The 25,122-nt window shown below is 63.3% G+C and carries 25 protein-coding genes and 1 pseudogene; 7 read left to right on the top strand and 19 right to left on the bottom strand.

The features are described from left to right. Window positions 1-136: 136 nt before the first annotated feature. The 8 genes from SB772_RS24585 to phnS form a co-directional block, all read right to left on the bottom strand. Entirely contained in the window at window positions 137-697 is a 561-nt protein-coding gene (locus SB772_RS24585; RefSeq protein ID WP_410835809.1) for a phosphonate degradation HD-domain oxygenase, read from the bottom strand. Window positions 698-701: 4 nt separating this feature from the next. Then, window positions 702-2,153, bottom strand: a complete 1,452-nt coding sequence (gene phnY / locus SB772_RS24590) for a phosphonoacetaldehyde dehydrogenase (protein ID WP_410835810.1) — start codon at window positions 2,151-2,153, stop codon at window positions 702-704. Next, complete coding sequence (gene phnA, locus SB772_RS24595; protein ID WP_410835981.1) at window positions 2,150-3,415, bottom strand: phosphonoacetate hydrolase; 1,266 nt, start codon at window positions 3,413-3,415, stop codon at window positions 2,150-2,152. Before phnA ends, phnY begins: the two co-directional genes overlap by 4 nt. A 59-nt stretch (window positions 3,416-3,474) precedes the next feature. Next, complete coding sequence (locus SB772_RS24600; RefSeq protein WP_410835811.1) at window positions 3,475-4,197, bottom strand: phosphonate utilization associated transcriptional regulator; 723 nt, start codon at window positions 4,195-4,197, stop codon at window positions 3,475-3,477. A gap of 146 nt (window positions 4,198-4,343) precedes the next feature. Then, window positions 4,344-5,207, bottom strand: coding sequence for a 2-aminoethylphosphonate ABC transport system, membrane component PhnV (gene phnV, locus SB772_RS24605; RefSeq protein ID WP_410835812.1), 864 nt, complete (start codon window positions 5,205-5,207; stop codon window positions 4,344-4,346). Next, window positions 5,197-6,141 (bottom strand): 2-aminoethylphosphonate ABC transporter permease subunit, encoded by a 945-nt coding sequence (locus SB772_RS24610; protein ID WP_410835813.1) that lies wholly within the window; start codon window positions 6,139-6,141, stop codon window positions 5,197-5,199. The genes phnV and SB772_RS24610 overlap by 11 nt, the downstream gene beginning before the upstream one ends. After that, entirely contained in the window at window positions 6,119-7,219 is a 1,101-nt protein-coding gene (gene phnT, locus SB772_RS24615; RefSeq protein WP_410835814.1) for a 2-aminoethylphosphonate ABC transport system ATP-binding subunit PhnT, read from the bottom strand. The genes SB772_RS24610 and phnT overlap by 23 nt, the downstream gene beginning before the upstream one ends. A gap of 101 nt (window positions 7,220-7,320) precedes the next feature. After that, entirely contained in the window at window positions 7,321-8,412 is a 1,092-nt protein-coding gene (gene phnS, locus SB772_RS24620) for a 2-aminoethylphosphonate ABC transporter substrate-binding protein (RefSeq protein WP_410835815.1), read from the bottom strand. A 359-nt stretch (window positions 8,413-8,771) separates the two neighbouring features. Here phnS and SB772_RS24625 point away from each other — a divergent pair, with 359 nt between their 5' ends. Next, window positions 8,772-9,884 carry a 2-aminoethylphosphonate--pyruvate transaminase gene (locus SB772_RS24625; RefSeq protein WP_410835816.1) on the top strand — a complete coding sequence of 371 codons (1,113 nt, stop codon included), beginning with the start codon at window positions 8,772-8,774 and terminating at the stop codon, window positions 9,882-9,884. A gap of 22 nt (window positions 9,885-9,906) precedes the next feature. Here SB772_RS24625 and SB772_RS24630 read toward each other — a convergent pair whose 3' ends face one another. Beyond that, window positions 9,907-10,662 carry a DeoR/GlpR family DNA-binding transcription regulator gene (locus tag SB772_RS24630; RefSeq protein ID WP_410835817.1) on the bottom strand — a complete coding sequence of 252 codons (756 nt, stop codon included), beginning with the start codon at window positions 10,660-10,662 and terminating at the stop codon, window positions 9,907-9,909. Between the two features lie 164 nt (window positions 10,663-10,826). On the opposite strand from SB772_RS24630, the gene SB772_RS24635 reads away from it, so the two are divergent. Both SB772_RS24635 and SB772_RS24640 read left to right on the top strand, forming a co-directional pair. Continuing rightward, window positions 10,827-12,386 carry an ABC1 kinase family protein gene (locus tag SB772_RS24635; RefSeq protein ID WP_410835818.1) on the top strand — a complete coding sequence of 520 codons (1,560 nt, stop codon included), beginning with the start codon at window positions 10,827-10,829 and terminating at the stop codon, window positions 12,384-12,386. Between the two features lie 113 nt (window positions 12,387-12,499). Next, window positions 12,500-13,372 (top strand): DMT family transporter, encoded by an 873-nt coding sequence (locus SB772_RS24640; RefSeq protein WP_410835819.1) that lies wholly within the window; start codon window positions 12,500-12,502, stop codon window positions 13,370-13,372. A gap of 106 nt (window positions 13,373-13,478) precedes the next feature. On the opposite strand, the gene SB772_RS24645 is transcribed toward SB772_RS24640, so the two are convergent. Beyond that, on the bottom strand, window positions 13,479-14,393 hold the full coding sequence (locus tag SB772_RS24645; protein ID WP_410835820.1) for a L,D-transpeptidase: 915 nt from the start codon (window positions 14,391-14,393) through the stop codon (window positions 13,479-13,481). 184 nt (window positions 14,394-14,577) lie between these two features. Continuing rightward, the gene (locus tag SB772_RS24650) at window positions 14,578-14,814 is read right to left on the bottom strand and encodes a hypothetical protein (protein WP_410835821.1); all 237 of its coding nucleotides are present in this window, start codon (window positions 14,812-14,814) and stop codon (window positions 14,578-14,580) included. 50 nt (window positions 14,815-14,864) lie between these two features. Between SB772_RS24650 and nadE the strand changes: the two genes are divergently transcribed. Next, window positions 14,865-15,725, top strand: coding sequence for an ammonia-dependent NAD(+) synthetase (gene nadE / locus SB772_RS24655; protein ID WP_410835822.1), 861 nt, complete (start codon window positions 14,865-14,867; stop codon window positions 15,723-15,725). A 67-nt stretch (window positions 15,726-15,792) separates the two neighbouring features. Here nadE and SB772_RS24660 read toward each other — a convergent pair whose 3' ends face one another. From SB772_RS24660 to SB772_RS24680, 5 genes and pseudogenes are all read right to left on the bottom strand, one after another. Further along, on the bottom strand, window positions 15,793-16,077 hold the full coding sequence (locus SB772_RS24660) for an RNA-binding protein (RefSeq protein ID WP_410835823.1): 285 nt from the start codon (window positions 16,075-16,077) through the stop codon (window positions 15,793-15,795). Between the two features lie 316 nt (window positions 16,078-16,393). Continuing rightward, window positions 16,394-16,606: pseudogene (locus tag SB772_RS24665) on the bottom strand (hypothetical protein); the annotation flags it as partial. Window positions 16,607-16,639: 33 nt separating this feature from the next. After that, window positions 16,640-17,299, bottom strand: coding sequence for a hypothetical protein (locus SB772_RS24670; protein WP_410835824.1), 660 nt, complete (start codon window positions 17,297-17,299; stop codon window positions 16,640-16,642). Between the two features lie 218 nt (window positions 17,300-17,517). Then, window positions 17,518-19,188 (bottom strand): S10 family peptidase, encoded by a 1,671-nt coding sequence (locus SB772_RS24675; protein ID WP_410835825.1) that lies wholly within the window; start codon window positions 19,186-19,188, stop codon window positions 17,518-17,520. 194 nt (window positions 19,189-19,382) lie between these two features. Next, window positions 19,383-20,942 (bottom strand): protease pro-enzyme activation domain-containing protein, encoded by a 1,560-nt coding sequence (locus SB772_RS24680; protein ID WP_410835826.1) that lies wholly within the window; start codon window positions 20,940-20,942, stop codon window positions 19,383-19,385. A 313-nt stretch (window positions 20,943-21,255) separates the two neighbouring features. Here SB772_RS24680 and SB772_RS24685 point away from each other — a divergent pair, with 313 nt between their 5' ends. Then, window positions 21,256-21,765, top strand: a complete 510-nt coding sequence (locus tag SB772_RS24685; RefSeq protein WP_410835827.1) for a DUF1993 family protein — start codon at window positions 21,256-21,258, stop codon at window positions 21,763-21,765. A 71-nt stretch (window positions 21,766-21,836) separates the two neighbouring features. On the opposite strand, the gene SB772_RS24690 is transcribed toward SB772_RS24685, so the two are convergent. Then, window positions 21,837-22,157 (bottom strand): YnfA family protein, encoded by a 321-nt coding sequence (locus SB772_RS24690; RefSeq protein ID WP_410835828.1) that lies wholly within the window; start codon window positions 22,155-22,157, stop codon window positions 21,837-21,839. Between the two features lie 138 nt (window positions 22,158-22,295). Beyond that, entirely contained in the window at window positions 22,296-22,925 is a 630-nt protein-coding gene (locus tag SB772_RS24695; protein WP_410835829.1) for a LysE family translocator, read from the bottom strand. A 154-nt stretch (window positions 22,926-23,079) separates the two neighbouring features. Between SB772_RS24695 and SB772_RS24700 the strand changes: the two genes are divergently transcribed. Further along, on the top strand, window positions 23,080-23,547 hold the full coding sequence (locus SB772_RS24700) for an Lrp/AsnC family transcriptional regulator (RefSeq protein ID WP_410835830.1): 468 nt from the start codon (window positions 23,080-23,082) through the stop codon (window positions 23,545-23,547). A gap of 65 nt (window positions 23,548-23,612) precedes the next feature. Continuing rightward, window positions 23,613-23,846, top strand: a complete 234-nt coding sequence (locus tag SB772_RS24705) for a hypothetical protein (RefSeq protein WP_410835831.1) — start codon at window positions 23,613-23,615, stop codon at window positions 23,844-23,846. Between the two features lie 281 nt (window positions 23,847-24,127). On the opposite strand, the gene dhaK is transcribed toward SB772_RS24705, so the two are convergent. Then, window positions 24,128-25,117 (bottom strand): dihydroxyacetone kinase subunit DhaK, encoded by a 990-nt coding sequence (gene dhaK, locus SB772_RS24710; RefSeq protein ID WP_410835832.1) that lies wholly within the window; start codon window positions 25,115-25,117, stop codon window positions 24,128-24,130. Window positions 25,118-25,122: the final 5 nt, after the last annotated feature.

Here is a 25,122-nt window from a genome sequence, read left to right on the forward strand (position 1 = left end):
CCGCCTCCCGCGCCCCGTTGTCCGAAGCGCGAAAGAGCGAGATTCTAGCGAGCCGGACGACGGCTTGCAAGCGTTATTTTGATACGTATGGATTGCGCCAGATTTGGCGCGAAGATAGCAAACAGGAACAACCGATTCAGGCAGTCACACGCTTCTGCATCGCTCGCTCAACCACACCTAAATAGTGATCGAGATCGGGCGTCGCACGGCCCTCTTCTTTTGCGCGATCGTCCCATTTGCGCAGGCGCAATGCGTCTTCGGCGTAGGGCTTCTTCAGGAACATCGCAGCCTCTTCCTCGCTGAAGATGCCGCCTTGCAATTCCAGGCTCCGCACCGAATCGGCCGAGAGCTTACCGAAATAGGCATTGTCGATCGCGCATAGGCAACGCTTGGCGTCGACGTGCAGCCGGATCGGCTCCAATACCGTATCCGACAGCACCGGCCGCAAGAACGGCAGCGCAAAATACTGATGCAGATCGTCGATGCCGCGCTCCGTCGGTGTTTCGCCTTGCAGATTCAGCAGATGGCCGAGGTCGTGCAAAAAGGCGGCGGCGACCAGTTCGTCGTGGGCATCCTCTTCTTCCGCCAATGCGCCGCTTTGCAGCGCGTGTTCGAGTTGCGTCACCGGCTCGCCGCTATAAGCGAGATTGCCGTATTGCTCGAATAACGAACGGATGTCGCTCAGACTCAATGCCACGCTATTACTCCCACGGTAATGAAAAGGTCTTCAGGTTGGTGAAGCTCTTCATCGCTTCCTGAACGCCTTCTTTATAGCCAAGCCCGGAATCCTTAATGCCGCCGAACGGCGTCAATTCGATCCGATATCCCGGCACTTCCCATACGTTGACCGTCCCCACGCGCAACTCATTGATGAAGCGCGTGATCGCGTCCTGCCGGTTCGTGCACACACCGGACGACAACCCGAACGGCGTCCCGTTGCTGATACGAATCGCGTCGTCGAGCGTATCGAAGGCGATGATCGGCGACACGGGCCCGAAGGTTTCCTCGCGCACGAGCGTCATCGACGGATCGACGTTGTCGAGCACCGTCGGCGAATAGAGTGCGCCGTTGCGCTGGTTGCCGATTCGCAACCGCGCGCCGCGCGCCACTGCTTCGTCGACGCGCGCTTCGAAAAGCTGCGCGGCAGCGGCGTCGATCACGGAGCCCATCTGATTCGCAGCATCGAACGGATCGCCATAGGTCCACGCACGCGTTTTCTCGACGACCAGGTCCGTGAAATCCGCCGCGATGCTCTTTTGCACCAGCATCCGCTTGACCGCGGTGCAGCGCTGCCCGGAATTCTTATACGAGCCCTGCACGGCAAGCGTCGCCGCACGTTCGAGGTCGGCGTCTTCGAGCACGATCAGCGGATCGTTGCCGCCCAGTTCCAGCACGACACGCCGGTAGGCCGCCTTCGCGGCAATGTATTTACCGATCGCCACGCCGCCCGTGAAGGTCACGAGCTCGGCCAACGGATGCGTAATCAGTTCATCGGCGATTTCGCGCGGATCGCCGGTCAGCACCTGCAGCATCGGTGCGGGCAAGCCGGCTTCATACAGAATGTCCGCCAGATAGAGCGCCGACAACGGCACTTTCTCCGACGGCTTGAGCACAACGCGATTATTCGTCGCGATCGCCGGCGCGATCTTATGCGCGACCTGGTTCATCGGATGGTTGAACGGCGTAATCGCGACGATCACACCCGCCAGCGGTTCGCGCTGCGAAAACACACGGCGCTTCTTGCCATGCGGCGTCAGATCGCAGGAGAAGCTCTGCCCGTCGTCGCGCAACGCTTCGATCGAGGCGAACTTGAATACATCGGCAACTCGGCCGATCTCGTAACGTGAATCCTGCTTCGACAAGCCCGACTCGAGCGAAATCAGATCCGAGGCCGCTTCGGTCCGCTCGCGCAGCAACGCTGCGGCGCGTTCGAGAATCTGCGAACGTTCGTAGCGTGTGAGCTTCGCCTGATACGCGGCGGCATATTCGAACGCGGCGCGCACGTCGTCGACGCTCGCCAGCGGGACGGTGCCCACGCGCGTGCCCGTAAAAGGATCGAACACGTCGAGCGTGCGCTCACGCGCCGCTCGCTCGCCTTTGAGCCGCAGCGCTTCCGTGCGAAATGCCGAATGGTCCTGCAACATTGCGTTCATGATGCCGCCACTTGATTCAAGGCGACGTCGAAGATATCGAAGTTGCGCAGCCTCTTACCACTTTTACCGGCCAGCAAAGCCTCGACGCGCCGATTGAACAGCAGCGGCACTTCCTGCTCGGAAATCCCGCCGTGCGAGCGCAGCGGCACGGTCAGCCCGGAGAGGTCGTGTTCTTCGCGACGCGTACCGAGCACCACATGTTGAGTGCTCACCACGACGATATCGCCGACGCGGTCGTTCGGCAGTTCGAAGCGCTCGCACGCAGCGCGATTGTCGAGCACTACTTCGATACCCTGCAAGCTGCCGATCCGCTCGACGACTTGCGCGACGTTGACATCGCGCGGCAGGTAAATCGTCGCGAACGAACCGAGCGCGCCGTGATGCACCACATACGGATCGGTGATCGGCAAGATGACACGTGCTCTGCGAGCGCCAAGCCAATCGTCCATCAGGTCCTGCAGATAGATCACGTTGGGCTCGCCGGTCTGCGGATCGTGTTTGGCGTTCATGCCGTGGTCGGCGGTCAGGCCGATCACCCAGCCGAGCGCATCGAGCTTCGCGAGATAGCCGTCCATCATCGCGTAGAACGCATTCGCGCCTTCGGTTCCCGGCGCCCATTTGTGCTGGATGTAGTCGGTGGTCGACAGGTACATCAGATTGAGCTTGCGGGTTTCCGCAAGCCGCACGCCGGCGGCGAACACGAACTCGGACAGGCCGGCGCTATATACGTCCGGGACCGGCAAGCCGACCAGATCGAGCACCTCGTCAATGCCGTTTTCCTCGCGCGTCACCTCGTCGGCTTTTTCCGCCGAGAAGCAGATGCCCTTCAGTTGCCAGCCGAGCAGCCGGCGCAGCTTGTCTTTCGCGGTGACCACGGCAACCGCGGCGCCCGCTTCGGCGGCAGCTGCCAGCAGCGTGCCGGCGCGCAGATAGGCGGGATCGTTCATCATCACTTCCGCGCCTTCGCCGCCGTTCGCGTCCGGATCCCAGAAGTAATTGCCGCAGATGCCATGTACCGAAGGCGGCACGCCGCAGACAATCGACAGGTTGTTCGGGTTGGTGAACGACGGAATCACGCAGTCGCCTTTGAAGGCCGCGCCGCTCCTGAGCATCTTGCCGATGAACGGCGCCGCGCCTGCCGCGACGGCGGCTTCGAGGTAATCGTATTCGCAGCCGTCCACGCAGACGACCACAGTAGGCTCAGCCGGGAGCCGGTAGCCACGGCCGTTCACTTCGATACTGCGTTCGCTTGGGTTTGCCATCATTACCTTCCATGCGTGTCGATCACGCGTGCCTGTAGTCAATCCGTTGCAGTCAAACCCTAACCGGCCCTTTGCATTCCGCCCAACGCGCCCACCGGTTCGCACGCCTCATGCGCGCGCTGCCGGCCGCCGTTCACATGCGCGTGCATCAGCGCGGCGGCATGGTCGCCATCGCGCGAGGCCAGCGCGGTCAGAATCGCGCGATGTTCGGCGAGCGAGCGTTCCATCGTGTCGGCACGCACCACCAGCGCCGCGCGACGAAACAGACTCAATTCGCTCACCAACCTTCGATATGTCTCGTACAGCTTGACATTGCCCGCGGCCGCCACGATCGCGTCGTGAAACGCCACGTTCGCGCGCGCGTAGGCGTCGTGATCCTGCGCATCGAGCGCGGCGCGCATGGCGTCGAGCCACTCGCGCAGCCCGGCGAGTTGCCGCGCATCGATACTCGAAGCCAGCATCCGGCACGCCGCTTCTTCGAGCACCGCGCGCACTGCGTAAATCTCGTCCGCTTCCGCCAGCGAGACTGTCCGCACGAACACGCCGCGGTTTTTCTCGGTGCGCACGAGGCCGGCTTGCTCCAGCGCGCGAAACGCTTCGCGCACCGGCCCTCGCGACACCTGCAGACGCGCGGCCCAATCGGCTTCGTTGAGTTTGTCGCCGGGAGCCAGCGCCCCTTCGATGATGTGCCGTTCGATTTCGTCGCGGACTAGCGCCGTCAACGAGTGCCTGCGCACAACCTCGATCGGATCGACTGAAGCAGTTTGCATATATTCGGTCATATTGACATATTTTGCCACATTACGATATGCGATTCATGCGATTCATGCGATTCATGCGATTCATGCGATTCATGCGATTCATGCGATTCATGCGATTTGTGCCTGTGTGCCCATGCCACGCAAACGCAAAAATCAACACTGGCCCGTCAGTCCAATCGCCGACGCGGGACACGCGCCGCGATCAGCAGTAGCGCAGCAAGTGAGACAAGCAGCAGAATCAGCGACAGCGCGGAGGCCGGCAGGTAATAGCCGCGCTCCACTTGCCCGACGACGACGATCGGCACCGTCGCAAAGCCGGGCGGGTACACGGTCAGCGTCGCGCCGAGTTCGCCGAGCGACAGCGCAAAACCCAGTGCGAGACTGGCACGGATCGCCGGCACCAGCTGCGGCAGCACGACGCGGCGCAACACCATCGACGGCGGCGCCCCCAGGCTTGCCGCGGCTTCACGCAAAATGGTCAACTCCGGGCGCAACGCGGCGGCCGCGCACCGGTAGCAGAACGGCAACACCAGCGCGAGCTGCACGAACACAACAATCGCCGCCGAGCTGGACAGATCGACCGGACGCTTGTGATACGCGATCAACACCGCCAGCCCCAGCACCACGCTCGGCACGCCGTTGGGCATCATGGCGATCGTATCGACGATGGCGCCAAGGCCGCGCCGGTCGCGCCCTTCGAGCGCCAACGCCAGCCACAGACCGAGAATCGTGCCGAGCACGGCGACGCCCATGCCGATTTCGAGGCTGGTGGTCAGCGCGTCGAAGTCGCTCGAGCCGAGCCGCTCGAACCAGCGCGTGCTGAAGCCGTCCGGCAGGATCGTGCCGGACCAGTGGGCGGCCACGCTCGACAGCGCGACCACCAGCACCGGCAGGACGAACAGCCAGAAACACAGCAACGCCGCGAAGCCGAGAAACAGGCTGCCCAGCATCCGCACCGCGAGACTGCGGCGCACCGGCCGCGCCTTCTTGTGCATGACCGGCAATACGGTCGGGTCGAGTTCAACGGCCATGGCCCGCTCCTTTCACCTTGCGTCGGTTGACCTGGCGGTACAACGCGTACAGCGACAAAGACATGATCAGCATCACGACCGCGCCGGCGGCGGCGCTCGGCAAGTCGAGGTCGACGGTGGCGGAGCTGTAGATCGCGACCGGCAACGTAATCAGGTGGGCGCTGCCGAGCACCAGCAGAATGCCGAACTCGTTGAGCGTCAGCAGAAAACACAGAATCGTGCCGGCTGCGATGCCCGGCCACGCGAGCGGCAGAATCACCTTGTACGCAACCATCCAGCCATGCGCGCCGAGGCTTCGCGCGGCTTCGATCAAGCGCATGTCGAGCGTAGCGAACGACGCGAGCGTCGGCCGCACCACGAACGGCGCGTAGAACACCACCTCCGCGAGAATCACGCCGCCGACGCCGAACAGGAAATCGAGCGGCGGCGCCTGCAGGTGAAACAGCCGCTGCAAGCCGATGCTGACCGAGCCTTGCGAGCCGTACAGAAAAATCAGCGTGAACGCGACCAGAAACGACGGAAACGCGACGAACAACTCGAGGAAGCGCGTGACCATCCGTGCGCCGGGAAACGGCTTGAAGAACAACAGCGACGCCAGCGCGACGCCCAGCAGCGACGCGAGCCCAGCGCTGGCAAACAGGATCCACAGCGTCGTGCCGACCACACCGCGCGTCTCCGGATTGCCGAAGAACGCTGCGTAGGCTTGCAGGCTCAACCCGTGCGGCGCCGTCAGGCTCAACAGCACGAGCCGCACGAGCGGATAAATGACGAGCGGCCCGAGCACGACCACCGCGAGGAATAGCAGATGCCATTGGGCCGCACGTTCGCGGCGCTTCACCGCTGCCGTATGCGCCGCGGCACTGGCGCTGCGGCGGGCCTCGGCGTCGGCCGTGCTGAGCGAATTGGGCGTATCAGGGCTTGATAAGGACGACATCGTCTGCCTCATAACGCAGGGAAACACGCGCGCCCTTCTCCGGCATCATGCCTTGGCCGCGCTGCATGGTGACCAGCACGGGCTCGCTGGGCATCGCGTCGAGCACGACCGACACCGACAACACCGCGCCGTACCATTCGACCGACGTGATCGCGCCATGCAACTGGCCTTCGCCAAGCGGCACGATACGCAGCGTTTCCGGACGCAGACAGGCCACGCGCTCACGCTCGTTGTGGCGCGTATCCCCCATGCCGAACGCGACCTGCGGCGGCAGCAGATTGGCCGCGCCCAGATAGCGCGCGACGAACGCATCGTTCGGCGTGTCGTACAACTGTTGTGGGGTGCCGAGCTGCGCGATGCGGCCGTCGTGCATCAACAGCGTGCGGTCGGACAACACCAGGGCGTCGTCCTGATCGTGCGTCACGCAGACGATCGTCAGATTCGGCAAGCGCTCATGCAGCGCCTTCAATTCGGAACGCACCGACGCGCGTAAATTGGCGTCGAGCGCGGAAAGGGGCTCGTCGAGCAATAGCACGTCGGGCTCGATCACCAGTGCGCGCGCCAGCGCCACGCGCTGCTGCATGCCGCCTGACAACTGCGCGGGCATGACATGCCCCGAATCGACCAGTTGCACGAGCTTGAGTGCATCGGCGACACGCCGCGCGATGTCTTTGGACGACGTGCGGCGCGCGCGCAATCCGAAGGCCACATTGTCGAACACCGACAGATGCGGGAACAGCGCATAGCTCTGGAACAACAAGCCGAGATTGCGCTTGTGAGGCGGCACATGGGTGAGGTCGTGACCGGCGACCGTCAGCGTGCCGGCCAGACCGTCCGCTTCGATGAACCCGGCGATGAAACGCAACAACGTCGTCTTGCCGCAACCGCTGCGGCCGAGCACGGTCAGCAATTCACCGCGCTCGATGGTCAGCGACAGATCGTCGAGCACTGTGCGCGAACCGAAGCGCACAGTCAGATGGTCGATCTGCACGCCGCCCGGCGTGTTCGAACGCGCGGCTTCGAGCGCGTCCGGTGAGGCGCCGAGCGCGCCTGGGTGAGCAAGACGGGCCGTATTCACCGGGTTCATCCTCCAACTAGATTCATGCTGATGCGGCGCCTCGCACGATAGCTGGAGGCGCCGCCTGATTCGACCGCCGATTGCAACTCGCTGCGTGCGGCTTACTTCGGCTTGACGACGTCGATCTGCTTGCCCGACGAACCGATCACGTCGCTCTTCCAGCGTGCGGTCCAGTCAGCCTTCTTCGCCATCACCTGGTTCCAGTCCACCGGAATCAGCTTCACGCCGGCGATAGCCTTCTTGACGGCTTCGCCGTTCTTGCCGGCGAGCGGCACGTCAGTGCGACCCGGGATGCCGAAGATGTCCGGCACCTTCGCCTGCACCTCGGTCGACATCAGGTAGTCGATCAGCTTCTTGCCTTCAGCCTGGTTCGGACCGTTCTTGATCAGGCCGATCGCGTACGGCAGCTGGAAGGTGGTCGGCTGGCTGCCCGCGCCGGCTGCCAGGAAGATCGGTTTGAGCGACAAGCCGCCGTTTGCGGCATCGTCGAGATCCATTTGCAGATCGCCGTTGGCGAACGCGATTTCGTTACGCGAAAGCAGCACGTCGAGGTAGCCGGTGCCCTTGGTGTGGAACTTGGCGCTCTCTTCGAGCTTCTTCAGATAATCGAATGCCTTGTCCTCGCCCATCAGCGACGTGGTCAGGATGATCACCGCCATGCCGTCGCCCGCCGTGGCCGGATTCGAGTAGGCAACCTTGCCGGTGAAGTCCGGGTGCAGCAGGTCAGCGAAAGTCTTCGGCTGGGTCCTGGTGACTTCCGGGTTGATGGCGAACGAGAAATAGTTGTTCACGAAGGTCGCCCACGCACCGTTCGGCGCCTTGGCGATCGTCGGCACGTTCTTGTAGTTGGCGCTCTGGTAAGCCTGCAGCAGGCCGCTCTGGTCGGCTTGCTGAATGAAAGGCGGCAGCGTGACGATCACGTCGGCCTTCGGCTGATCCTTTTCGATGGTGGCGCGGTTCACCACTTCGCCGCTACCCGCCGTGACGATGTTGACCTTCACGCCCTCCTTCTTTTCGAAGGCCGGCAGCACATCTTTATAGAGGTTTTCGAGGCCGTCTGCGGTATACAGCACCACTGCGTCGGCCGCCTGGGCCGGCATGGCCGCGCCGCCGAACGCTGCCGCGGCGACCAGCGCCGGCAGCAGTTTGCGCACGAGGCCAGCAGTGGCGTGAAGGGAATTCGTCGTTGTCATGTCGCTCTCCGAAAGGCAAAAAACCAGACGGTCGGGAAAACCCGATACCTGTTGTGATTGAACGGCGGTACCGCCGCGCCGCTTGCATATTGCCCTCAGCCGGTTGCCCTGCAAAGTCACACGATTGCAGATTGCCGACAACTTTGCCGCTTCTTCTCCAGCCCGACTTGCAACCCACCTACGACAGTCGCGCTGCCTGCCATGCCTGAGCGGGCACGGCAAGAATCACAGGTTTCCATGACAACGCCATGACTATTTTCTTGAATTCCAAAAAATGACACAATTCGCCAATAATATACAAATCAAACTTTTCGCCGCCTTGCTTGGGCGACGTATATCCATCTGATAAAGGAGGCCGTGTGATCCTTGGAAACGACCCAGTCCTGCTGACCCCTGGACCGCTCACCACTTCGCCCCAAACGCGCGAGGCCATGCTGCGCGATTGGGGCTCGTGGGACACCGCGTTCAACCGCATGACCCATAGTGTGTGTGCCGACCTCGTGAAAATCGTACATGGCGAACATGACTATGTCTGCGTACCGCTTCAAGGTAGCGGCACATTTGCGGTCGAGGCGGCGATCGGCACGCTGGTGCCGCGTCAAGGCTGCGTGCTGGTGCCGAACAACGGCGCGTATTGCGCCCGTGTGATCAGAATATTGCAGCGCATGGGGATTGCTTATATCGAGTTGGCGCTGCACGAAGACGAACCGGTCAGCGCCGCCGCCATCGAAGACGCACTCAATCGCGACTCGCGCATTACTCATGTTGCGCAAGTGCATCTGGAGACTAGCGCCGGCCTGCTCAATCCGCTCGACGATATCGCCGCGGTATGTCAGCGGCACGGCAAGAGCCTGATTGTCGACGCGATGAGTTCGTTCGGCGCGCTGCCGGTCGATTTGCGGCGCGGCGGCATCGACGCGTTGATCTCGGCGAGCGGCAAGTGCCTCGAAGGTGTGCCCGGGATGGGTTTCGTGATTGTGCGGCGCAGCGTGCTGGAACGGAGCGAAGGCCGTTCGCCGTCACTGGCGCTCGATCTGCACGATCAGTTCGTCTACATGCAGAAGACGACGCAATGGCGTTTCACGCCGCCGACTCACGTGGTCGCCGCATTGCGCGCCGCGCTCGATCGTTTCATCGCGGAAGGTGGCCAGCCCGCGCGCGGCGCACGCTACGCGCTCAATTGCGCGACTCTGGTCAGCGGGATGAAGGTGCTCGGCTTCGAGCCGTTCCTGAAGCCTGAAGTGCAGGCGCCGGTGATCGTCACGTTCCACGCGCCGCGCGACCCTGCGTGGAATTTCGCCGATTTCTACGCCGCGGTACGCGAGGCCGGTTATGTGCTGTACCCTGGCAAGCTGACGCAAGTGGAAACGTTTCGCGTCGGCTGTATCGGCGCGATCGACGCGAACGAACTGCATAACGCAGTGGCCGCGATCGGCCGTACGCTCGAACGGCTCGGCATCCGCGTGAAGTAACGGCCAGTAGCAGGTCGACCGCTCAGGCGATCAGGATTTCCGGACCGTGCGCCGCAATCGCTTTGCCGAGCGCGCGCTCCGGCGCCAGCTCGGTGACCAGATAACGCGCCGACTCGATACCGTTGATGCGCACCGGCGTCACGCGCCCGAACTTCGAATGGTCGGCAACGATGACCACCGCGTCCGCGGCGGCGATCATCCGGCTGCGCACTTCGGCGGCCATCCGGCTGTAGTCGGTCAGGTAGCCGTCCGGCGAGATGCCGCCCGCGCCGATGAAAGCGAAGTCCGTGTGGTACTGCGTGAGTTGATGAACGGTGTCGAGGCCGAAGGTGGCGTCTTCGATATCCGACAGTTCACCCCCGAGCAGCGTCACGCGGTTCTCGTTGCGGCGGCCGAGCAGTAGCGCGATGCGCCAGTCGTTCGTGTACACCGACAACCGATGCCGGTCTAGCAACGCGCGCGCCACCGCCTGCGTGGTGCTGCCCGAATCGATGATGAGCGATGCGCCGTCCGGCACGAACTCGGCCGCGCGTTCGCCGATCGCCCGCTTGGCGCCGGCGTTGGCGGCTTCGCGCGTATCGAGGTCGGGCTCGCGCCGGTCGCTCGACAGCGCGCCGCCGTGGGTCGTGACCAACAGACCGCGCCCGGCCAGCGCATTCAGATCGCGGCGAATCGTTTCGCGCGACACATTCAATTCGCGGACCAGCTCGGCCACTGAGAGCGCGCCGGTTTTGGCAACTTGCGCCAGGATGTATTGGTGACGTTGTTCTGCGAGCATCGATTGAGGGCCGGGAGCCGGCACGCCTGGGTTTCGCCACGGTTGGAGAAGGCCGGCGTATTGTATTACGCGTGGCGCGGGGATGCGCCTATTGGCGCGCTTCCCTGCTAACCTGAACGCCTTGGCCGCGCGTCGACGTCACGCGGCCGTCAATCGAACTGCCGATGCCGCCACTGTTTCGCCGCTTACTGCTGCTGTTCCACGCGCTGCGTTATGGCGCGCGCCTGATCTGGCTCGCCGCCCCGGCCGATCACAAACTGCACTGGATGATCGAACTGGTCAGCCGCGTGCACGCATCCGGGCGCGGCCGCGAGAGCCTGCATGGCCTGCTGCCGGCGCTCGGTCCATTGGCGAGCAGCTTCGCACAGACGCTGGCCGAACATCCCGAACTGGCGACAGGCACCTTGCACGAGGCCATCGACGCGATCGATCACCTCGAAACGCCGCTTCCGCCCAAGGAGTCCGAGCAGGCGTTGACGCGCGCGTTCGGTCGGCCGCTAACCACGATCTTCAGTGCGGTCGATCTGGTGCCGCTGCGCGGCGGCTTCGCCGAACAGACGCACCTTGCGCGGCTCGCCGCGCCGGTCAACGGCCATAGCGAAGTGGCCATCAAACTGGTGCGCGCCGATCTGTTGCAACAGATCGGCGACGAACTCGCGCTGTTGCGCTGGGTCGCGCGCTGGCTGGAAAAGTTCTCCGGCACCGCACGCCGGCTGCAGTTGCGCACACTGGCCCAATCGTTTTCCGGCGACATCCTGCGCCGCTTCGACCTGCGCGCCGAGGCCGCCAACCTGAGCCAGACCGGCCATCATTTCGACGGCGACGCGCGCATTGCCGTGCCGGCCGTGATCTGGGACCTGTGCACCAATGAAACGCTGACAATGCAGCGCATCAGCACCTTACCGGCCAGCGATCTGCCCGGCCTGCATGCGCACCGTGTCAAACTTGCGCCGCTCGCCACGCATATCGTCGAGGTGGTGACCGAACAGGCATTCGAGCACGGCTTCTTTCACGCAACCCTCGATTCACGCCGGGTACGCGTGAGCGTCGAGCCGGACACGCTAGGGCGCCTCGTGCTCGCCGAATTTTCGATCATGTCGAGTCTGTCGACCGAAGAGCGCGAATTCTTCGTGCATGGCGCGACCGCCCTGTTCGACCAGGATTACGGCCGGCTGGCCGAACTGCATCGCGATGCCGGGCACGTGCCGCACGACACGCGCGCCGAGATGCTCGAAGCGGAATTGCGCACCCGCGCAGAAGCGCATTTCGCAGCCGTTCCCGAAGACCACTCGGCAGGTTCGCTGTTTCATCATCTGCTGCACGCGGTGCAACCGTTCGATGGCGCCGTGTCCGGGCGCCTCGCCACCGCGCAGCGCTCGTTCCAGCAGGCGGAAATGCTGGCGCGCGCGCTGCATCCGGGCGTCGATACGTGGAATATCACGCGCAGTGTGCTGGCCGGCATCGCGCGGCGCGATCTCGATCATCGCGGCTGGATCAAGCGTATTTCGCGCGAACTGCCGCATCTGGCGCATATGCTGCCGCGCGTGCCGCAACTCGCCGTTCGATACCTGCAACACGAGCATGATCGCGCTCGCACGCCGCGGCAGAATATTCAGTTGATGGAGGAACTCGGCCGGGAATATCGGCGCACGCGCGTGTTGCTGTGGGCGTGCGCGGTATGCGGCGGGGTGCTCGGCGCGGGTACGGTGCTGCTGATGTGGTGAACCCGCGATGGCAGATGGATTAAGCGTACGCCGGCGATTGCAGCTTCGAACAAGACGCGCTTCGCGCGCCTCGGCAAGATGGCGGGCTTTCACATTCCCACCGCCGAAGCTCGATGCTCGCTACCTTTACCGCCGCCGTATTCGTCGTGTTGTGGTCGACTGGTTTCGTGGTCGCCCGGGCGATCACGCCGTATGCCGATCCCAATCTGTTTCTGCTTGCGCGCTTTGGCGGCACCGCGTTGCTGTTCGCGCTGGCCGCGTTGCTCGTCCGCGCCGCGTGGCCGACCGGCCGCGATCTCGGCAAGCATCTGGTGGCGGGCGCGCTGCTGCAAGGCGTCTATCTCGGCGCAGGCTATTGGGCGGTCGCGCAGGGCTTGAGCGCCGGCGTGATGGCTTTGCTCGGCGCGCTACAGCCGCTCGCGACGGCAGCCGTCGCCGCACCGTTGTTCGGCGAGCGGCTCTCGCGACGCGGCTGGGCGGGCATGGCGCTCGGCCTCGTCGGCGTCGCGCTGGTCCTCGAACCGAAACTGGCCGCCGCAACGCCGCCGGTGCCGCATGGCGACGCGCCGCCCTGGCTGGTGGTGCTGGTCTCGATCCTCGCGGTCGGCGCAATCACCGCGGGCACGCTGTTTCAGAAGACTTCGCTCGCGAAGGCCGACATTCGCAGCGCGAGCGCGGTGCAGAATTTCAGCGCGGCGCTCGTCGCGATGATTTTTGCGCTCGCGCTCGGCGAGCACCGCTGGATTGCTTCGCCGACACTGTGGACGTCGCTGGCGTGGGGCATCGTGATGCTGTCCGGCATCAGCGTGACTTTGCTGGTGTGGATGGTGAGGCGCGGCGATGCCGCACGCGCCACCGCGCTCGTCTTTCTGGCGCCGCCGCTGGCCGCGCTCGAGGGTTATCTCGGCTTCGGCGAAACGCTGCTGCCAGTACAGATCGCCGGTTTTGCGGCGGCGCTGGTGGGCGTGCTGCTGGTGCGCTCGTAAGCCGTTGAATGACGCACGGGCCGTTGGTCGTTCGCCGTTGGTCGCCTCTCGCCCTTCCGCTCTATCACAAGATCGACACATTCGATACTCGCGCGAAATCCGCTGTTCAGTCTGCCGTATCCGCGCCGGCCGGCACTTTTGCCCGCACCTTGCTGCCTGGCGCCGGCGCCCACGCTGGGCGGCTCTTACGCCCCGAATCCACCACGACGATGTAGCGCCCTGCCCACGGCGTCACCTGGCGATCGCTTTTCAACACCCACAACGATTTGCCGGACGCGACCAGTTCCATGTATTCGGCGTCGAGAATGCCGTAATGATCGAGGAACACATTGAGCGACGCGGGAATGCGCACGCAGCCCTTCGAATGGCGAATGCCGAGCAGCGGCTCGAGCCGGTCGGGGTCGGTTGCATGCATCTGGAAGCGCATCTGCGACATCCCGCCCTTACCCCAGCCGCGCTCGCCTTGCGCCCAGCCGAGGTCGAAGATCCGCATATCGCGCTTGCCATAGCCGCGAATGTGATTCTCGTTCATCGTGCCTTCGGAGCGGAAGTCCATGTTGGCGGGGGTATGCTCGAACACGCCAAGCGGCGTGATGAAGTGGTCGTACTCGCCGGGCCGGCCGGTCGCGACGGGCGACGCGCCGATCATCTGCCAGGTATCGGACGGAGTCGCGCGAAAGTAGATGAACAGCGCCTGCACGTTGGCGTTGCGATCGACCAGCACGACATACTCGCCCGACAGGTTGCCGAGGACATTCTCGCCGAGCGCCGTTTGCAGACGGTCGGCGTAGGCGCGCTGTTCCGCAGCCGGCACTTTCAGCCGACGGGTGACCTCGTGCGTGAACACGCCCCGAAACAGTAACGCCCGGCGCGGGTCGACCACGCCGACCGCATCGGACGCGACAACGTCAGACGCGTCGACCAGGGGCGCCGGACGGTCCGCCGGTGCAGAGGCCGCGATTGCGATGCTGCATGACAAGGCGCAGAAGACCGTGCTCGCTGCACGCGTCAGATAACGCATCAAATAAGCTGCGCGCGGAGAATGCGACGAACGCGGCGTATAGGGTGAAGATGGCATACAGACCACTTCGCGCCGACGAACTACCGAAGCGGAAGTCATGCGGTCCGGAACAGGCTGGCCAGGCCGATTAGGGTAGTTCATCGCGAATTTGAGCAAACCTGCTTATTATTGACTGCCTGCCGGCTCACGCGGCGCGCGGATACGCGACGATATTACTAAGCACATTGCAATCTGTCGATGAAGAATCGGCCGGTTTATCAAAATCGCCATGATATTCGCCCATTTTTGACAATTCGCAAACCGATTTAACGGCATATAACGAGCTGTATTTAAGACCGATATTGGCGATAAACCCGATGTGCACAGCATGCCGGCTGACCGGCACGGTTATGGCTGCGCCGCTCGCGCATTTCGCAAGCAAGCGCGTATCGTTTGACTTTGACACAACCCTGAATGGAGGAAGGAGAAATCATGGCGCAACGAGACCCAAGCGCACGCCAGGCGTGCATTGCCGCAGAAATGCATGTTGGCGCCGACTTTGACGCTGCGCAGGAAATCGAGCGCCGCATCGCCTTTCTCGCAAACTATCTGCGCGGCAACGGCTTGAAAACCTATGTGCTTGGAATTAGCGGCGGGGTCGATTCCACGACAGCCGGGCGCCTCGCGCAACTCGCGGTCGAACGGTTGCGCGCCGAACATTATGAGGCCCGCTTTGTCGCGGTACGCCTGCCCTACGGCATTCAAAAAGATGAGGCCGACGCGCAGCAGGCATTGCAGTTCATTCGCGCGGATGAAAACCTCACCGTCGACATCAAACCCGCTGCCGATGCGATGCTTGCCGTGCTGAACACGAGCGGCGTGCCATTTGCCGACGACTCGCAGCAGGATTTCGTTCACGGCAACATCAAGGCCCGCCAACGGATGATCGCGCAATATGCGGTGGCAGGCGCACGGGCCGGCGTAGTGATCGGCACCGACCATGCGGCCGAATCGGTCATGGGTTTTTTCACGAAGTTCGGCGACGGCGCCGCCGACGTGCTGCCGCTCGCCGGTCTGAACAAGCGTCGCGTGCGCGCGCTGGCCGGCGCACTAGGCGCGGCCGAAGCACTGGCGCACAAAGTGCCGACCGCCGACCTCGAAATGTTGCGTCCGCAACGGCCGGACGAAGACGCATATGGCATTCCGTACGACGATATCGACGACTTTCTGGAAGGCAAACCGGTGAGCGACGCCGCGCGCGAGACGATTATGCGTTTTTATGACGTCACACAGCACAAGCGCGCGTTGCCATACACGCCGTTCGATTGGCCAGTGCAGACAGGCGGGGCGTGAGAGAAAAGGAATGCGACAAACCAGGTGCGCTTGTCACGCGCGCCTGGTTCGAGAAAGGCGGCAGCGGCTATTCGGCTCGCGGTGGGCGGTTCGCGGTGGGCGGTTCGTCGCTGAACAGATCGGCGCTCGCCTCGAGCGCCAGACCGCCCAAATGCTTGCCGTGAATCTGCCGCGCGATCACCTCGCCCACATACGGCACTTGCGCGTCCAGTTCGACGGTGGCGTACGCGCCGGGTTTGCCGGCATCGACCACATCCACATGTTTCGCGTAATGACCAAGCTCGCGCTTGAGGAATTCCCGTACTTCCTGCTCGCTGCACGATTCCGCGATGTTGCGCACGATCAGGTTCATGCCGCCTACCCTCGGTGCGCGCGGCGGTCCGCACCGCGGCCAGCGGTATGCACGCGCACCGGTCGCAGCGCCGCACGCTGTTTTGCCTGAGCGACGGCGAATTGACGGATAAATGCGGCGCCAGCGGCACCCAATGCAGCCAACGACAGATAGACCGCAACCATTTAAATCTCCCCTTCGAATTTCGTCTTGTTGTCAGGATAGCCACAATCGACAGCAAAAGCGATGCGACGCAATGTCGTGAAAACGACTTAAAACATCCGTTAATGCACTGTACCTGAATAAGTACCGGTAAAAATACAAAACAAATGCATATTCAGCGGTAGAGGCCCGGCGCAAGTGCCGAACGTCGATTCTTGCCGTGCTGCACATGGACCCGTACGGCAGACGGATCGTCGACGCCGTCGTCGGCAACTTCGCAAGCCGCAAGACCATGAGGCAGATGTTTCACCTCGCCGGAGGCCTGAAACCGCGCGACGCGTTGCGCGCTCAGCGGACGCAGTTGCCGGTAGACGTCGAAGCTGATGGCTACGTCGAAGCTGATGGCTGTGGGCACGCCGCTTCATGGCGCGCTTTCGCGTTCGGAGCCAGTGGCGACATCGAGACGGCTTACGTCGCAAGACGTCTGACTGAAGCCCGAATAAACCACGGACCAATTGCCGATAATCGCGGCCTGCGCTTCCGCGAGGCTCAGTTTGCCCTCGCAGACGCAGCGCTTGAGCATGACCGCCGCGCGTGCCTTGCGGCGCTCGCCCTGCTGGCCTGCCCATGGCAGAAGATCGAGATTGGAAGCGGCGTCCGGCGAGCCGCCGAGGACGATCGGCACGCGCCTATCGAGCGCGAAGGCCACACCGCTGTCGGCATCGATGCCGCGCGCGGCGAGCATTCTGTCCTTGTGCGCCATGAGTTCGTCGAACGGAGGCGCGACGGTATCCGCGTAGCCGGGGCGGCAAATGGTTTCGCCTACGGACTGCTGCGTGACGCGCTCGTCGAGCATCGCGGCTTCCTGGGCACGGGCTTCGCCGATCCGCAAAGCGAGTACCGCGGTGAAACCGAGCACGAGTTCGACCGCTAAGCGCTTTCGGCGTGTAAGGCGCGCGGGGCCGTACTGACGCTCGAGCGTCGACGGAATTGCCTCATAGTCATACGTATAGTCATACGTATTGCTGGTTACGCCGCTGCGATGGTTGCTGCGACGCCTGTCTGCCATGGCTGCGTTCATTCGTCGGCGCGCCGGGAAACGGCGCGCAATAGTTCAATTCGCGGAGCAATTAAAACATATTCAATATAAAACTGTAAAAAACGCCCTGCTCGCTCGCACCGTGAAGCGCGCGCTGCAGGGCGTTCAAAGACTCGGGTTCGCGGCCTGTCCGGCACGAATGCGTTTCACAACACCGCGCCCACGCACCGGACAACGACGACGTATCCGGCGCGAGCCGCTCACCCGCCGGCCGCCGGCCGGGCAACGCGAGCCTGCAATGCGCGGATGCGCAACAGCGCCTGGGTATTGGACACCGTCGCGTCGTACATCTTCGCGAGATCCGCTTTAAGCGCGGTTCGCGACCCGCCGTCGAGATAGATCATGTGACCCGACGGATAAAAACGCGCCGACAGGTTTTGCCGAACCTGCTGACTGAGAAGCGGCATCTGTTGCAGGTCGAGCACCGTCTGATAGAACGGCGTGACGAAATCGAAAAAACCGTTCGCCGACAAAACCTTCAGATCGGGATTGAGCGCCATCACCGCCGCGAGATCGCCGGCGGTATACAGAATCACGTTGCCGTTCGCGTCGAGCCCCTTCTGCGCGCCGGTCGGGTCGATGTGGCCGAAGTCCCAGAACTTGAACGCCTGATCGTTGAGATCGGTGAACGACGAATTCGACGTGTATTTCAACTGCTCGTTCAGATACACGTTCCACATGGTCGTGTAGACGCCGGAGACGGCCGTCATGGTCGGATCGTTGCCGCCGGAGTTCGGGTCGACCATCCCGGCGATGCCGGTGTCGATCGCCGTCACCCGCCCGTCATACGCGCCGAGCGCGAGGCCTTGCGATTTCAGGAGCGTGGTCAGGAACAGCGAATTGCCGCGGCTGTCGTACGACGCGATATCGAGGCTCCAGGCGAGCAAGGTGGTTGTGTCGATGCCGGTGTATTCGCTGAGCTTTTCGACCGTTGCCGAATCGGTAGTCGGGAACTTGCGCAGCGCCGCCAGATAGTCGGTGCGGGCGAACTGCGCGACTTCTTCGGCGAACGTGCCGAGATCGGTAGGCCGCGGCGCGATGCCGAGTTTCTTGTGATACCACGCGTCCGCGGCCGCAGTGGGCAACGCGCCGACCGGGTTGCCCGACTGCGTGTAATCGAGAATCGACGATTGCAGCGTGATGCCGTTCAGATCGACGCCATCTTCATGCAGCCGGTACGCCAGCACGCAACTGCGCGCGGTGCCGTACGATTCGCCGAACAGATACTTCGGCGAATTCCAGCGATTGTTCTTCGTCAGAAACCGCTTGATGAACTGCTTGATCGAGTCCGCGTCCTGGTCGACGCCCCAGAAGTCGCGGTTCTTCTTCGGCGCGATGGCCGCCGAGTAGCCGGTGCCGACCGGGTTGATGAAAACGAGGTCGCTCTTGTCGAGCAGGCTGTCCGGGTTGTCCTCCATCGAGTACGGCGCGGGCGGCGTAAAGCCCGGCATCGACGTCTTGATGCGGCGCGGCGCGAACGAGCCGAGCAGCACGAACACCGCCGACGAACCCGGCCCGCCGTTATAGAAGAAAGTCACCGGGCGGGTTTCCTCCTTCTGGTTGTCCTGCGTGAACGCAACGTAGAACATCCTGGCTTCGGGCTGCGAACTGCTCGGATCGACAATCACGAGGTGACCGGCGCTCGCCGTGTAGTTGATCCTGTGCCCGCCGATCGTGACCGAATGGTGCGTGATCGCGGCTGTTTCGGCGGTTTCCGTGACGGAATCGTCCGGCCCGTTGCCGTAGGCGACCGGATCGAAAAATGGCTGGTCGCCGGCGTTGGGCGACGCGCTCGCCGCCGCTGGCGCGGGCGCCGCATGAGAATTGTGTGACGACGGCGGACTAACGGAAGCTGACTCGGTGTTTGTCATGATCGCTCCATGGATTCGTTAAACGTCGTTAACGTCTTGTGTTGTCTTATCTCGTGTGTCTCTTGAAATGCATGCCTAACGCTTGCTGGCCGACACGGCACACATCGTTCGTTGTTACCGGGCGTGGACGGCTCACCACCACCTGAGCGGGCCACCACCATGCCACCGCCCGAGCCGATCCGCCGCTCATCAGACTATAGTGCTGCGGCCACCTTCTGACCATTGGGACTGCCGAGTCCCGTGCACGCGTCCCAGCCCACCGACGCGGCAAAACTGCCGTTGTTGCCTTGCGTGATGTCGTTGCAGGCGCTCGTGGCCTTATAAAGCTTCGGGTTGATGAAGCCGGCCGGCTGCCCTTTCGCCGCATTGATGCGCGCAATCAGCGCCGCCCACAGCGGCGCGACAGCACTCGTGCCGCCGACCACCGTTTGCGTGCCGTCGATCAAGACGCTGTAGCCGGTGGCAGGAGAGGCGTCGCCGGCGACGTCCGGCACGCCGCGCCCGCTGAGCGGCGTCTTGCTGCCGTCAGCACTCGTCGACGACAAGCCTTCTTGCCACGCCGGCACCGGAAACGCCGGGCTCACGCCACCGCCGCTCGCACCGCCGCCGGGGCCGTCGTTCCACACCACTTCGCGCGAAATCGACGTGCCCGACGCAGTCACGCTCGTACCGCCGCACGCCAGCACATAAGGGCTCGACGCCGGGAAGTCGACGTAATCGCCGCCGCCCTGGCCATCGCTCGAACCGCTGTCGCCCGACGCAGCGCACACGGTCACGCCAAGCGTCGCTGCCGCTTGCAGCACGCTGTTGAAGGCCTGCAGCGACTGGCCGGTCCAATTCGACTCCGACCCGCCCCAGCTGATCGAGATCACCGAGGGCTTATTGGTCGTGTCGTGCACGGCGCGGCTCACCGCGTCGATGAAACCGGCGTCGCTGTTCTGCGTGAAATACACCGCGATCGTCGCGCCCGGCGCAATCGCGCCGACGATTTCGATGTCGAGCGTGACCTCGCCGTCCGGGCCGCTGGGGTCGCCAGTCGGCTGATTGCTGCCCTGGTCTACGCCGACCGGCTTGACCGTCGGCGAGTGGACGCCGAGGCTCGCGAAATAGCTTTTGAGGTCGGCGCTGACGTAGCCACCGCCGAGTTCGATGATGCCGACGCACTCGCCGCTGCCGTCGCCTTGTGGAAACTGGTAGAGCGACGCGAGCTGCGGCGGCGTAAAGGAAACCTGCGGCGATCTGGCCGGCTGAAACGGCGGCCGGATGCGAAAGTGCGGCCGCGCCTGCGGCCGGTTGTCGAGACCCAGCACGGCCTCCACCACGCCGTGCAGATCGTCCGGCACGCTGATCGTGCCAGTGCGGCCGCGGAACCGGCCAGCCGAATGATGCTCGTAATGCTGCAGTTGCACACCGAATGCGGTCTGGAATTGCGCGATCGTGCCGCTCAGCAATACTGAGCGCGCCGCCGGATCTTCTCGCACTACCGTCAAGCCATGCGCGTCTGCAAAGGCTTTCACTTTGGCGATGTCGTCCGACGCCGCGCCGTAATCCTTTGCAAACGCCTCACGCGACAGCGGTTTCACGCTCGGATCGCCCGCCTCGATCTTGCTCATCAACGCGTCGAACTGTGCCTGCTGCTGACGGCGCAGCATCACGAAAACCTCGATCCGCTCAGCGGGATCGCATTGCCCTACGACTTTCGAACCTTGCTCTACCGTGCGCTCGCTGCCCGGCAGCGGATGCTTGTTGGCCATGGTACCGACTCTCCTGTTAGCGTGACGGCGCGGACCGCTGGCATACCCGGGCGGACCCAGCCACGGCACGCGCCTGCACAATCTCCCCACCTCGAACCGGCGGAGGATCGCGGTTTCAAGAACTCCGTCAAGCCGTCCGACAAATGCATTCGACCACAGTTCCGGCGTGCGCGGCAGTTGTCCGAATGGCTAACGTCGCGCGTCGTCAATTCGCATCGCGCACCGCTCGCGCTATGATGCTGCAGCGGCAATCCAGCCGTTACTTTGCCTCGCGCGCCACCCGCGCGCACGATCGAAGAATCAGAGGAACATCATGTCCATTTCGATGTATCAAGCCTCAGTGCCCGTGCTGGTCCGCGGCCTGACCAACCTGCAAGCCATTCTCGGCAAAGCCGAAGCACACGCTGCCGAGAAGCAGATCGACCCGTCCGTGTTCACGAATGCCCGGCTCGCGCCGGACATGCTGCCGCTGGTGCGCCAGGTCTATATCGCCAGCGACACGGCCAAGGGCTGCGCCGCACGTCTGGCAGGCGTCGAAGCGCCGAAGTACGAAGACGTCGAACAGACCTTCGGCGAACTGCATGCCCGCCTTCAAAAGACGATTGATTATCTGAAGGAATTCAATGCGGAACAGATCGACGGATCGGAACAGCGGGACATCACGCTGAAAATGCGCAGCGGAGCGATCGAGTTCACGGGGCTTTCGTACCTGCTGGGATTCGTGCTGCCGAACTTCTATTTTCACGTCACGACGGCTTACGACATCCTGCGTCACAACGGCGTCGAACTCGGCAAGCTCGACTATCTGGGCGGCATCAAGTAAGCGGCGTGCGCTGTTGCGTGAGAGGTACGCGATGGGTGCGCGAGGGGCACAGGAGCATCGCACGAACAATGTCAAATGCGCGGCTGGAAAGCGATGATCGCCATACCGGCCAGCGTGAATGCGACGCCGGCCGCATCCCACAGCGTGGGGCGCACTTTGTCGACGCACCATAGCCACACAATCGCCACCGCTACGTAGACACCGCCGTACGCCGCGTAGATGCGGCCTGCGGCGGTGCCGTGCAGCGTCAATAGCCAGGCGAACAATGCGAGGCTGAGCGCGCCGGGCACCAGCAGCCACGCGGAGCCACCGTCTTTCAGCCAGCGCCACGGCAAATAGCAACCGACAATTTCGGCAACGGCGGTCACTGTGTAAAGCAGAAAAGTTTTCATCGATAGACAGGAAGCGAGTGATTGAGCGGCCGCGTGCGTGCGTATGCGTTTGTGCGTCCATCTATCGGCTTTATTAACACAATCATCGAGGACCGCTCGCGGCGCGAGCATAAACTGAGCAGGTGAGCCGCGGGGAAATCAGTCCAGCGACAACCGCAGCGCGAAGCCGATCAGCGCCGCCGAGAAAGTCCAGCGCTGCAGCGTTTGCGCGAGCGGATGAGCGCGCATCCAGCCGGCGACGCGCGCGGCGCCGATCGCGTACATGACGTCGAAGCACACGCCGATGGCGAGCAGCACCAGACCCAGTTCGATCATCTGCAACGCCACCGGTCCGGCTTCCGGACGCACGAACTGCGGCAACAGCACCGAGCAGAACAGCAGCGCTTTCGGGTTCAGCAGATTGGTCAGCAAACCCTTGACGAAATCGGCACGCAACGGCCGCGACCCGGTGCTCGCCGCGCCGCTCTCAGGCAACGCGAACACCGGCGAGCGAAAGATCTGGATGCCGACCCACGCGAGATAAACCGCGCCGCCGTAGCGCACCACTTCATATAGCCACGGCGCGCTGCGCAACAGCGCGGCCACACCGCATGCCGAGAGCGTGACGTGCGTCGCGCGCGCCACCCCGAGGCCGCCGGCGGCAGCAAAGCCGCTGCGAATGCCGCGTCCGATACTGGTTTGCAGAACCAGCGCCATGTCCGGTCCGGGCACCGCGTAGACGACGAACAGTGCGGCCATATAGACAATCAGAAGATGTGCCGAAATCATAGGAGCCTCGCGTTTCAAGGCCTCTATGTTGCTATCGTCGATGGAGGGTTTGCTGGCGAATTACATGTCTGAACCCTCAACATTTGGAGGAATACGCTAATATTCACCTCTCAATCCACGTTTCCCGCTAGCCCATAATCAACGACGAAAAGCGATGACCACCGAGCTCGATAAAACAGATCGCGCGATCCTCGCCGCGCTGCAAAGCGACGGCCGCATGTCGAATGCGCGGCTCGCCGAAACGGTCGGCCTGAGCGAGACGCCGTGCGCGCGCCGTCTCAAGCGGCTGGAGAACGACGGCTATATCGATCGGTACCGCGCAATGCTGTCGCGCTCCGCGCTTGGCTTTGGCGTGGTGGCGTTCGTCTACGTGCGCTTCGCGGTACACGACCGCGCCGTAGCCACCCGCTTCGAGCGCGAAGTGCAGGCAATTCCGCGCATTCTCGCGTGCCACAACGTGTCGGGCAGCGCGGACTACATTCTGCAGGTCGTCGCGCGCGATCTCGACGACTACGGCACCTTCATGCGCGACGAGATGCGCAGCCTGCCGGGCGTGACGTCGGTGGAGTCGGCGTTGTCGTTGCGCGAAGTGAAAGCCAACGGCGGTTTGCCGCTGTCCTGAATGCCGTCGTGGCATAGTCACCCATTTGACACGGCGCGAGCCGACCAGACGAACACGGAGTTTTCATGGATCACGAACAGGCGCGAGCCGAAGAAACCGCGGCAATGGAACGCGTCTTGACCGCCACCTTGCGGGTGCAGTCTGCATTTGCTTCGCTGCAATCGCAATTTCCGCCTACCGGCAGCGGCAAGCCTTCGCAGTTCGCGCTGCAAACCTTCGACGCCGCATTGCAGGAACTCGAAGACGCGCAAGCCGCATTCGACGAGCTGCTCGGCGATCTGCTTGACGGCAATCGTTGAGTGGCATAGCCGGCGCTTCACTGCGTAGCCGCTGCGTGGGACGCGGGCGGCGGTCGTCTCAAGTTTCCGCTTGGGGCGCCGCCGCGTTATCTGGAGCGACCAGCCGGGCTTGACCGTTAGTTGCGTCTCGATGAAGCAAAGCCGAAACCACCCCACCTTCGCCGGCGACACCACGACGGCGAAATTGTTCATCGCGAGGCCGCCTTGTACGCAGCAGCCGCTGGCAAAATACAGCTCTTCCGTAGCATTACTGCAGACGCACCGATAGCGATCTGTCTCCCCTACATACCCCAGCGCAATCCCGGCGTATGCACTGCGCTATCCCAGTGGCGCTTCATCTCATCGTCGAGCACGCACAGCGTTATCGAAGCGCCGGCCATCTCGAGCGAAGTCGTCAATGCGCCGACCTGCGCACGGGCGATCTTCAGACCGCGCTGCTTCAGCCACATACGCGTGGAGTTGAAGAGCAGATAAAGCTCGCCGAGCGGCGTGCCGCCGAGCCCGTTGACGAGCACTAGCAACTCCGCGTCCGCCGCCGGTTTCAGGTCTTCAGCGATCGCCGTGAGCAATTCGCCCGCGATCGCGTCGGCGGACGCGAACTTCGCGCGCCGCCGGCCGGGCTCGCCATGAATGCCGACGCCCACTTCGATTTCGTCGTCGCCGATCTTGAACGTCAGCGTGCCGGCGGCCGGCACCGTGCAACTGGTGAACGCCACGCCCATCGACGCGGTGCGCTTATTGATCCGGTCGCCGAAGACCTTGCATTGCTCGAGATTCGCGCCGCTCTCGGCCATGCTGCCCACTAGCTTTTCGACGATCACCGCGCCCGCGACGCCCCGGCGTCCAGTCGTGTAGCTCGAGTTTTCGACGGCCACGTCGTCGTTGATCAACACCATCGCGTTCGGCACCTCGGACATCTCCGACGCCATTTCGAAGTTCATCAGGTCGCCGGAGTAGTTCTTCACGATGAACAGCACACCCGCACCGGTATCGACGGCCCTCGCGGCGGACATCATCTGGTCCGGCGTCGGCGACGTGAAGATCTGCCCCGGACAGGCGGCGTCGAGCATCCCGTAACCGACAAAGCCCGAATGCAGAGGCTCGTGCCCCGAGCCGCCGCCTGAGATCAGCGCTACTTTGCCGCGCTTCAGGTCCTTGCGGCGCACGAACACGGGTTCATTGTGGAGTACCACCAGGTCGCTGTGCGCGGCGGCGAATCCCGCCAGACTCTCGGCGAGAAAGTCGTCCACATGGTTGATGAATTTTTTCACGGTCT

It is taken from the genome of Paraburkholderia sp. SIMBA_030 (assembly GCF_046535245.1).
In the GTDB taxonomy this organism is placed as follows: domain Bacteria; phylum Pseudomonadota; class Gammaproteobacteria; order Burkholderiales; family Burkholderiaceae; genus Paraburkholderia.

Bases quoted from the DNA above. Each gene is read 5' to 3' on its own strand.
- SB772_RS24660 (WP_410835823.1), bottom strand. From the start codon at position 16,077: ATGAACCTGATCGTGCGCAACATCGCGGAATCGTGCAGCGAGCAGGAA.
- SB772_RS24670 (WP_410835824.1), bottom strand. From the start codon at position 17,299: ATGAACGCAGCCATGGCAGACAGGCGTCGCAGCAACCATCGCAGCGGC.
- nadE (WP_410835822.1), top strand. From the start codon at position 14,865: ATGGCGCAACGAGACCCAAGCGCACGCCAGGCGTGCATTGCCGCAGAA.
- SB772_RS24685 (WP_410835827.1), top strand. From the start codon at position 21,256: ATGTCCATTTCGATGTATCAAGCCTCAGTGCCCGTGCTGGTCCGCGGC.
- SB772_RS24700 (WP_410835830.1), top strand. From the start codon at position 23,080: ATGACCACCGAGCTCGATAAAACAGATCGCGCGATCCTCGCCGCGCTG.
- phnS (WP_410835815.1), bottom strand. From the start codon at position 8,412: ATGACAACGACGAATTCCCTTCACGCCACTGCTGGCCTCGTGCGCAAA.
- SB772_RS24635 (WP_410835818.1), top strand. From the start codon at position 10,827: ATGCCGCCACTGTTTCGCCGCTTACTGCTGCTGTTCCACGCGCTGCGT.
- SB772_RS24610 (WP_410835813.1), bottom strand. From the start codon at position 6,141: ATGTCGTCCTTATCAAGCCCTGATACGCCCAATTCGCTCAGCACGGCC.
- SB772_RS24645 (WP_410835820.1), bottom strand. From the start codon at position 14,393: ATGCGTTATCTGACGCGTGCAGCGAGCACGGTCTTCTGCGCCTTGTCA.
- SB772_RS24600 (WP_410835811.1), bottom strand. From the start codon at position 4,197: ATGACCGAATATATGCAAACTGCTTCAGTCGATCCGATCGAGGTTGTG.
- phnY (WP_410835810.1), bottom strand. From the start codon at position 2,153: ATGAACGCAATGTTGCAGGACCATTCGGCATTTCGCACGGAAGCGCTG.
- SB772_RS24705 (WP_410835831.1), top strand. From the start codon at position 23,613: ATGGATCACGAACAGGCGCGAGCCGAAGAAACCGCGGCAATGGAACGC.
- SB772_RS24640 (WP_410835819.1), top strand. From the start codon at position 12,500: ATGCTCGCTACCTTTACCGCCGCCGTATTCGTCGTGTTGTGGTCGACT.
- SB772_RS24680 (WP_410835826.1), bottom strand. From the start codon at position 20,942: ATGGCCAACAAGCATCCGCTGCCGGGCAGCGAGCGCACGGTAGAGCAA.
- phnV (WP_410835812.1), bottom strand. From the start codon at position 5,207: ATGGCCGTTGAACTCGACCCGACCGTATTGCCGGTCATGCACAAGAAG.
- phnA (WP_410835981.1), bottom strand. From the start codon at position 3,415: ATGGCAAACCCAAGCGAACGCAGTATCGAAGTGAACGGCCGTGGCTAC.
- SB772_RS24690 (WP_410835828.1), bottom strand. From the start codon at position 22,157: ATGAAAACTTTTCTGCTTTACACAGTGACCGCCGTTGCCGAAATTGTC.
- SB772_RS24675 (WP_410835825.1), bottom strand. From the start codon at position 19,188: ATGACAAACACCGAGTCAGCTTCCGTTAGTCCGCCGTCGTCACACAAT.
- SB772_RS24695 (WP_410835829.1), bottom strand. From the start codon at position 22,925: ATGATTTCGGCACATCTTCTGATTGTCTATATGGCCGCACTGTTCGTC.
- SB772_RS24630 (WP_410835817.1), bottom strand. From the start codon at position 10,662: ATGCTCGCAGAACAACGTCACCAATACATCCTGGCGCAAGTTGCCAAA.